Annotated in this window: 8 protein-coding genes; 5 read left to right on the plus strand and 3 right to left on the minus strand. The window is 66.2% G+C overall.

Translation table 11 applies throughout. The features are described 5' to 3' along the window. Both ACFVWD_RS56290 and ACFVWD_RS56295 read left to right on the plus strand, forming a co-directional pair. On the plus strand, positions 1–639 hold a 639-nt coding region (locus tag ACFVWD_RS56290; RefSeq protein ID WP_389606781.1), incomplete at its 5' end, for a trypsin-like serine peptidase. 335 nt (positions 640–974) lie between these two features. Next, positions 975–1,799 carry an SAM-dependent methyltransferase gene (locus ACFVWD_RS56295; RefSeq protein WP_389606783.1) on the plus strand — a complete coding sequence of 275 codons (825 nt, stop codon included), beginning with the start codon at positions 975–977 and terminating at the stop codon, positions 1,797–1,799. Between the two features lie 243 nt (positions 1,800–2,042). On the opposite strand, the gene ACFVWD_RS56300 is transcribed toward ACFVWD_RS56295, so the two are convergent. Then, positions 2,043–2,285: a transposase gene (locus tag ACFVWD_RS56300; RefSeq protein WP_389606784.1), complete on the minus strand. Its 243-nt coding sequence runs from the start codon at positions 2,283–2,285 to the stop codon at positions 2,043–2,045. Positions 2,286–2,344: 59 nt separating this feature from the next. Here ACFVWD_RS56300 and ACFVWD_RS56305 point away from each other — a divergent pair, with 59 nt between their 5' ends. Beyond that, positions 2,345–3,013: a Type 1 glutamine amidotransferase-like domain-containing protein gene (locus ACFVWD_RS56305; RefSeq protein ID WP_389606786.1), complete on the plus strand. Its 669-nt coding sequence runs from the start codon at positions 2,345–2,347 to the stop codon at positions 3,011–3,013. A gap of 123 nt (positions 3,014–3,136) precedes the next feature. On the opposite strand, the gene ACFVWD_RS56310 is transcribed toward ACFVWD_RS56305, so the two are convergent. Further along, complete coding sequence (locus ACFVWD_RS56310) at positions 3,137–3,433, minus strand: hypothetical protein (RefSeq protein ID WP_389606787.1); 297 nt, start codon at positions 3,431–3,433, stop codon at positions 3,137–3,139. Positions 3,434–3,921: 488 nt separating this feature from the next. Here ACFVWD_RS56310 and dnaE point away from each other — a divergent pair, with 488 nt between their 5' ends. Further along, the gene (gene dnaE, locus ACFVWD_RS56315) at positions 3,922–7,515 is read left to right on the plus strand and encodes a DNA polymerase III subunit alpha (protein ID WP_389606789.1); all 3,594 of its coding nucleotides are present in this window, start codon (positions 3,922–3,924) and stop codon (positions 7,513–7,515) included. Beyond that, complete coding sequence (locus ACFVWD_RS56320) at positions 7,512–7,886, plus strand: DUF6300 family protein (RefSeq protein ID WP_389606790.1); 375 nt, start codon at positions 7,512–7,514, stop codon at positions 7,884–7,886. Before dnaE ends, ACFVWD_RS56320 begins: the two co-directional genes overlap by 4 nt. On the opposite strand, the gene ACFVWD_RS56325 is transcribed toward ACFVWD_RS56320, so the two are convergent. Further along, a complete protein-coding gene (locus ACFVWD_RS56325; RefSeq protein WP_389606792.1) occupies positions 7,883–8,098 on the minus strand; it encodes a transposase in 216 nt (71 codons plus the stop codon). The genes ACFVWD_RS56320 and ACFVWD_RS56325 overlap by 4 nt on opposite strands. Positions 8,099–8,529: the final 431 nt, after the last annotated feature.

Raw genomic sequence — 8,529 nt, forward strand, 5'->3', positions numbered from 1 at the left:
CGGATCGGCACGGTCTTCGAGAAGGACGACCACGGCGCCCACTTCTGCACCGCGAGCGTGGTGCACAGCCCCGGCCGGAACATGCTGATCACCGCGGCCCACTGCGCCTTCGACGCCGACGCCGGGAAGCCGGTGGACGACCTGGTCTTCGCCCCCGACTACCGCAACGGCAACGAGCCCACCGGCCTGTGGAAGGTCAACAAAGTCGTCGTCGACGACCGCTGGGCCACATCGCAGGACGAGGACCTCGACGTCGCCTTCCTCACCGTCGGCCCGAAGGACGGCAAGAACATCCAGGACGTCCTGGGCGGCAACAGCCTCGGCACAGACCGCGGCTTCAACAACGAAGTCAAGATCACCGGCTACCCCACCAGCCGTGACACCCCGATCTCCTGCCAGAACCGCACCACGAAATTCAGCGACACCCAACTGCGCATCCAGTGCACCGGCTTCGAGGGCGGCACGAGCGGCAGCCCCTGGCTCGCCGACTACGACCCCAAGAGCCACACCAGCACCGTCATCGGCATCCTGGGCGGCCATGAAGGCGGCGGCGACGAGGACGACATCTCCTATACCGCGTACTTCGACAACGACATCGCCAAGCTCTACCAACACGCCCAGAACGAGGACGGAAACTGACCCCGGCCACCCGCGCCCCCGCACGGCCGCCCAGAGCCTGACTCCGACTGGACACTTGCTAGCGCGGCTCACCCCCGCCTGCGCGGGGAGGACGCGTTGCGGTCCCACGTGATGTGCGGGATCGCCGACTCACTCCCGCCTGCGCGGGGAGGACAAGTGCCTGACGTTCACACCCGAGGGCACCGGTGTCCCCGGGGCTGCCACTCATGCCCGATCGAGCCTGCTTGAAGGGTACGGACGTTTGACAGCGAGCCCAGGCATCCATGCCCTCGCGCCGCCCCTGACCGGACGGAGGATCTCAAAACGAGGGTCCGCAGGCGACGTTGCGGGGAAGAATGGCAGCCATGACGTACGAAGGCTCCTCCATCGACCCGGCCAGGCCCAGCATCGCCCGCGTCTACGACTACCTGCTCGGCGGCAAGGACAACTACGCCGTGGACCGTGAGATCGGCGACGTGTTCAAGCGCGACCTGCCCGGTTCGGTGGCCATCGCCTTCGCCAACCGCGCGGCCCTGACCCGGGCGGTCAGGGAGATCGCGAAGACCACCGGCATTCGGCAGTTCATCGACCTGGGCAGTGGCCTGCCGACCGCGGACAACGTCCACCAGGTCGCACAACGGCACGCCCCCGAGTCCCGGGTCGTCTACGTCGACATCGACCCCCAAGTGCTGGTCCACGGCCGCGCACTGCTGGAGAACAACGACCGGACCCGCGTCGTCGCGGTCGATGTGCGCAACCCCGAAGGCATCCACACTCACCCCGACACCCTGGAAATCATCGACTTCACTCATCCCGTCGCCGTCATCCTCAGCGCCATCCTCCACCACGTCAACGATGACGAGGACCCGGCCGGCATCGTCCGCTACTGGCGCGACCACGTCCCCTCCGGAAGCTACTTCTTCATCAGCCACTTCCGCTCCGGCAACAACCCGGAGACCGCGGAGGCCGAGAAGGTCCTCCAGCAGACGTTCGGCCGCGGCCGGTGGCGCACCGACGCGGAGATCGCCTCCCTGCTGGACGGCCTGGAGATCCTCGACCCCGGGATCGTCCCCGCGTCCCTGTGGCGTCCCGACGAGAGCGACAACCCATGGAACAGCGGCGAACGAGAGCTCACGGTCTGGGAACACCTCATCGCCGCCGGACTGGCCCGGAAAGCCTAGTGCTTTGGCCGGGATGGTTGACCGGGTTGCTAGTCGCGGCCGGGATTGGCGAGCCGGTTGGATGTGGTGACACATTCGATCCGGCAAGGTGGGGGTCGGTGGCAGAGCCCGTTCGCGTGCGCAGACTGACCGACCAGGAGGGGCAGCGGCTGCAGCAGCTCGTGCGCCGGGGCAGCACCCACGCTCACCCCCGCCTGCGCGGGGGTGAGCTTGACTCTGTCGGGGATCTTGGTGCCGCCGGGGTCAGCTGCCCAGGGTTCGCCAGGACTTCGGCCGGGGTATCTCGCGCTGGTCGAGGTAGTTCTGGAAGGCAGTCGGTCGGCGGGGCGTGGGGGCTTCTTCGGTCGGTGGCAGTCCGCTGAGGCGCTCGATGTTGACGGCGATGGCCGTCAGGACGTGCTGGATGTGGGCCTTTCCCTGTCCTCGGTAGCGGCAGCGTCGCATGCCATATCCGTGGGCGAACTCGTCCTGATGTGGCCATGCCATGACGGTAGGTGGATCCTGGGTTCGTTGCGCGCGCCCGTCAGCCGTGCTTGGCTCGCCCGATGAACTTTCTGTTGACGGCGAGTGGCCTGCGCAACGAGACACTGCGGGATGCACTGCGGGACATGCTGGGAAAGCCGTTCGGGTCGGCGAACGTCGTGTACGTTCCCACGGCATCAGTCGCCGAGCCCGGAGACCACGGGTGGTTCGTCGCGGACATGAACCGACTGCACGGCCTCGGCTGGCGGGAGTTCGACGTCCTGGAACTGAACGGCCTGCCCCGGCAGATGGTGCTCGACCGGCTGCTCCACGCCGACGTCATCTATGTCGAGGGCGGCAGTCACTACCACCTCGCGCGCAGCATCACCGGCAACGACCTGGCCGACGGCTTCCTGGAGGCGCTGGAGAACCGGGTCTATGTGGGGATGAGCGCCGGATCAATGATCTTCAGCCGGAATCTCACCGAGCACTCCGCCGACGTCATCGGGGACGCGACGGACCTCCACGTGCTCGGCGCGACGACCGTGGAGCCGCCGTTCGGCCTCTTCGACTGGTATCTCAAGCCCCACCTGTACTCGCCGGATTTCCCCGAGCGGGACGACGCCTGGGCTGATCACATTGCCTCGCGGGCGGACTTCCCGATCTACTTCATCGACGACGAGACGGCCGTTCGCGTCAGGGACGGCAAGGTGGATGTCATTTCTGAAGGCCGGTGGCGGTTCCATCCGTGACTCAACGAGTGGTGGGGAGCCCGCGTCACGGGCCTGCCACCCGAGGCGTACCAGTGCTCCTTCGGCATGCGTTGACGTCCCCCTCGGGCCGAGCCGGGGCTCGGCCCGAGGGGGACGCCGACCTCAGAGGACGAACACGCTCCGGCTGCCGTTCGGGTGGTATGTCTCACCGGGATAGATCAACCAGGTGACCTGTCCGGTGCAGTTAGGCCCGGAGTGCACCTCGGCGACCGCGTCCGTGTCGTTGGTCACCACGGCCGGCACGAAGTCCCCGATGGGGAAGCAGCCGCTCGGATCTAGATGGGCCACGCCGTCGATGATCAGTACTCCGTCAGCCGCGTACGCGGAATTCGAGACCCCCAGCACGAGTGTCGCGGCCGCCGCGCACGCGCCGAGCGCCGTCATCATGCGTCGCACCATGCAGCTACCTCTTCCTTCACCACAGGCCGCGCTTACCACGACCCGCTTTCGCGACTAAACGTATGTGATCGGCTACATTGCGTCACAAGGCGCACGGAGGTGAAGATCCGCCCGCCAGTGCGCCCCACACCTGCTCGACATGCGATCTTCGTACCCAGGTGGGCGGGGCTGAGCCCCAGCACATGGACCGTCCGCTCCGCGGTGAGGCGGCCGTCCCACTGCAGCGCGGCCACCAGCCGCTGATCCATGGTTCAGTACGGAATGCTCACTGGCTGAGGCATTTCGGGCTGTCCCGGGCTCCTGAAGATCGCCGTCGCCACGCGACGGGCCGCCACGCCGAGGAGCGTTTCGACTTCGGTCTGTGAGAGTGCGAGGTCACCCGGGAAGGGCTTGGCCGAGACGGCTTTGACGTCGTTTCAGGGCCGGATCTGATCATCGTCTGGGGGCTAGGGTGAAGTCCTTCCCACGACTCCGGAGGTGCCCTCCCGGTGACGGATTCCTTTGTTCACCTGCACAATCACACCGAATATTCGATGCTCGACGGCGCGCAGAAGCTCAAGCCGATGTTCGCCGAGGTCGAGCGTCAGGGCATGCCGGCCGTCGCCATGAGCGACCACGGAAACATGTTCGGTGCGTACGAGTTCCATCAGGTGTCCAGGGGTGTTGAGGGCGTCAAGCCGATCATCGGGCTCGAGGCCTACGTCGCGCCGTCTTCGCGTCGGAACCGCAAGCAGGAGTTCTGGGGTCCGGGCGGCCAGCGGGCCATGTCGGACGACGGTGAGGGCTCGAAGGACGTGTCCGGCGGTGGCCGGTTCACGCATATGACGATGTGGGCGCGGAACGTCCAGGGTCTGAAGAACCTCTTCTATCTGTCGACCGAGGCCAGTTACACCGGTCAGTTTCCCGCGGGCAAGCCGCGGATGGACATGGAGCTGATCAGCGAGCACGCGGGCGGCATCATTGCCACGACGGGCTGTCCGTCCGGGGCGGTCCAGACGCGGCTGCGGCTGAACCAGTACGGCGAGGCCCGTGAAGTCGCTGCCGCCTACCAGGACATCTTCGGCAAGGAGAGTTACTTCCTGGAGTTGATGGACCATGGGCTGTCCATCGAGAAGGACGTCCGCGACGGGCTGTTGCGGCTGGCCAAGGATCTGAACATTCCGCTGCTGGCCACGAACGACGCGCACTATGTGCACGAGGAGCAGGCCGATGCGCATGACAACCTGCTGTGCATCGGGGTGGGCAAGAACAAGGACGACCCGAAGCGGTTCCGGTTCCAGGGCAGCGGCTATTACCTCAAGACCGCCGCCGAGATGCGGGAGCTGTTTGCGGAGCTGCCGGAGGCCTGCAGCAACACCCTTCTGATCGCCGAGCGCATCGAGTCCTACGACTCCGTCTTCGAGAACGTCGACGAGATGCCGCAGTACCCGGACGTGCCGGAGGGGGAGACGCAGGAGTCCTGGCTGCGCAAGGAATGCCTCAAGGGCCTGGCCATGCGCTACGGCGACCCGGTCCCGGCCGAGGTCATGGAGCGCTTCGAGACCGAGATGACGGTCATCGGCCCCATGGGCTTCTCCTCCTACTTCCTCGTGGTCGCCGACATCTGCCGCCACGCCCGCGACAACAAAATCCCGGTCGGGCCCGGCCGCGGGTCGGCCACCGGCTCGATCGTCGCGTACGCGACCCGCATCACCGAGCTGTGCCCGCTCGAGCACGGCCTGCTCTTCGAACGCTTTTTGAACCCGGAGCGCATCAACCCGCCGGATGTCGACCTCGACTTCGACGACCGCCAGCGCGATGGCATGGTCCGCTACGTCACCGAGAAGTACGGCGACGAGTACACCGCCATGGTCAACACCTTCGGCAAGATCAAAGCCAAGAACGCGATCAAGGACTCGTCCCGCATCCTCGGCTACCCCTTCCAGCACGGCGAGCGCATCACCAAGGCGCTCCCGCCGGACATCATGGGCAAGTCGATCCCGCTGGACGGCATCTTCGACTCCGCGCACCCGCGCTACGGCGAGGCCGGTGAAATCCGGACGATGTACGAGAACGAGCCGGAGGTGAAGAGGGTCATCGACACCGCCAGGGGTGTCGAAGGCCTGACCCGCGGCACCGGTGTGCACGCGGCCGCGGTCATCCTGTCCAAGACGAAGCTGACCGAGCGCATCCCGCTGCACATGCGCGCCAAGGACGGCGTCAAGATCACCGGCTTTGACTACCCCAGCTGCGAAAACATGGGGCTGGTCAAGATGGACTTCCTGGGCCTGCGCAACCTGGGCGTGATCGACCACGCGCTGACGAACATCCGGGAGAACCGCGGCGTCAAGCTGGCCACCGTCGACCCGGGCAACGGCGACACCAGCGTCACCGTGATCCCGCTGGACGACAAGAAGACCTTCGAGCTTCTGGGCCGCGGCGACACGTTCGGCGTGTTCCAGCTCGACGGCGGCGGCATGCGCGCGCTGCTGAAACTGATGGAGCCCTCCCGCTTCGAAGACATCGCGGCCGCCCTCGCCCTGTACCGGCCCGGCCCGATGGCCGCCAACGCGCACACCAACTACGCGCTGCGGCAGAACGGTAAGCAGGACCCGGACCCGATCCACCCCGAGCTGAAGGAAGTCCTGGACCCGATCCTGGGCTCTACCCACCACCTGCTCATCTTCCAAGAGCAGATCATGGCCATCGCCCGGACCCTTGCCGGCTACACGCTCGGTGGCGCCGACATGCTGCGCCGCGCGATGGGCAAGAAGAAGCCCGAGGTGCTGGCCGCCGAGTGGCAGAAGTTCCACGACGGCATGGCCGACAACGACTACTCGGAAGAGTCCATCAAGGCGATCTGGGACGTCATGCTCCCGTTCTCCGGCTACGCGTTCAACAAGTCCCACACCGCGGGCTACGGACTCGTCTCCTACTGGACCGCCTACCTCAAGGCCAACTACCCGGCCGAGTACATGGCGGCCCTGCTCACCTCTGTCGGTGACGACAAGGACAAGGCCGGCATCTACCTCGCCGATGCCCGCAAGCTCGGTGTCACCGTCCTCGCGCCGGATGTGAACGAGTCGCTCGCCGAGTTCGCGGCCGTGGGCGACGACGTCCGCTTCGGACTGCTGTCGGTGCGCAACGTGGGCGACAACGTCATCGAATCGATCATCGCGTCCCGCAAGTCCAAGGGGAAGTTCACTTCGTTCTCCGACTTCCTCGACAAGGTCGACCTGCCCGCGCTGAACAAGCGGGCCGTGGAATCCCTCATCAGAGCCGGCGCCTTCGACTCCCTCGGACACACCCGCAAGGGACTGTCCGCCGCCCACGAGAGCGCCATCGACGCAGTCGTCCCGCTCAAGAAGGCAGCCGCCTACGGACAGGACGATCTCTTCGCCGGCCTCGGCGATGCGGCCAGCGACGACAGCTTCAGCCTGGACGTGCCGGTCAGCGACGACGAATGGCCCCGCAAGCAACTGCTGTCCATCGAACGCGAGATGCTCGGCATGTACGTCTCCGCACACCCGCTGGACGGCACCGAGCACATCCTGTCCACCAACCGCGACACCACCATCGTGGACCTGCTGGCCTCAGGGCGCACCGAAGGCGTGGTCCGCCTCTCCGGCCTGATCACCAGCGTCCAGCCCAAGATGACCAAACAAGGCAACGCCTGGGCCATCGTCAACCTCGCCGACCGTGACGGAACGATCGAGGTCCTCTTCTTCCCCGCCACCTACCAGATGGTCGCCGCCGCCCTGGTGGAGGACAGCGTCATCACCGTGCAAGGCCGCCTCAACGACCGCGACGGCGCCATCAGCATCTTCGGGCAGGAACTGCAGGTCCTCGACGTGACCTCCGCCGAGCGCGACGGCGCAGCCCCCGTCCAGCTTCGGCTGCCCTATCACCGCATCAACGAGCTGTGCATCAACGAACTCAAACGCATCATGGGTGCCCACCCCGGCCAGAATCCCGTTCAACTCGCGGTGCGCGGCCCGCAGAAGACCATCGTCTACCAGCTTCCCTCGCTGGTGAACGCCGCTACCATCGCCTCAGACATCAAGGGATCCTTTGGCCCGGAGGCGTGGCAAGGGGTGGCGTGAGCGAGGCAGCCAGCACAGGCGAGCCGCACGACTTAGAAGAGATCGTCCTCAACGTCGCAGTGACACCACCTTGCCCCAGCTGCAGCCGGCCGACGATACTGCTGACCCGCTATCCCCACAGCTGGCGCAACAACAAGGGCGGCACCGTCCGCGGCTTCAAAGAAGCCGTGCTGTGCCGAGTCTGCGACCGCGATGACTCCGCCGCCGCACCGCTGGTCGCCCTCTATGAAGAGGACGGTTCCTTCCCTGCCGACAAACTCGATGTCTTCGGGCCACTCGCCGAGATGTGGGTCGAAAACCGCCGGAACACCACCGTCGACGAGAGACTCCTCAACGAACAGGAACGGCTCTGGCGAAACGGCGAACTCTAAAGGCGCGCTCGCTGACCGGCAGCTTGACCCGTGAGGCGAGAAGTGACCGGCAGGCCTCTCGTGTCTACGGCCAGATGGCGTTTGCGGCCCGTCGCCTTCTTACCCGCGTCGTATCCCGACGTCGACCTGGGGACGGTGGCGTCGGGCTTGACGGTCTGGGAGTCGACCACCACGGTCACCGACCGAGGGTTCTTGCCTTCCCGCAGCGTCACTTGCTCGTGCAGCTCCTACGAGACGGTCCCCTGACCCTGGAGCTTCAGGTCTCTTCCAGCTCGGCCTCGGCAGACGGCCGATGGCGACGCTGTAGACCCGTACGCGGGACCAAGCGGTTCCGGGATGATCCGTTCCGGCCCGCTGCTGTTCTGCCGTTCATGCTGCTCGGTGCGTGATGGCAGAGGCAGCCGGTGGGAGCGGCGGTTCCCTGCATGGCGGCGAAGGGCGGCACCTGGCCGTCGACATGCGCGGCATGGCCCTGCCCTCGCCGTCACTCCGCCGCCAATGGCCTCGCGCGGCCGCGGGGCTGCACCGAGTAGTGGTACGGGCACGGCCTAGGACGTGTTTGAGATGTTGATCAAGGTCGTGAAACGATCTTCAGATGTCTCGTGGCGATCTGACGGATGCGCAGTGGGAGCGGCTGGAAGCG

The organism is Streptomyces sp. NPDC058086 (assembly GCF_042885015.1).
In the GTDB taxonomy this organism is placed as follows: Bacteria; Actinomycetota; Actinomycetes; order Streptomycetales; family Streptomycetaceae; genus Streptomyces.

Bases quoted from the DNA above. Each gene is read 5' to 3' on its own strand.
- ACFVWD_RS56310 (WP_389606787.1), bottom strand. From the start codon at position 3,433: ATGGTGCGACGCATGATGACGGCGCTCGGCGCGTGCGCGGCGGCCGCG.
- ACFVWD_RS56300 (WP_389606784.1), bottom strand. From the start codon at position 2,285: ATGGCATGGCCACATCAGGACGAGTTCGCCCACGGATATGGCATGCGA.
- ACFVWD_RS56305 (WP_389606786.1), top strand. From the start codon at position 2,345: ATGAACTTTCTGTTGACGGCGAGTGGCCTGCGCAACGAGACACTGCGG.
- ACFVWD_RS56295 (WP_389606783.1), top strand. From the start codon at position 975: ATGGCAGCCATGACGTACGAAGGCTCCTCCATCGACCCGGCCAGGCCC.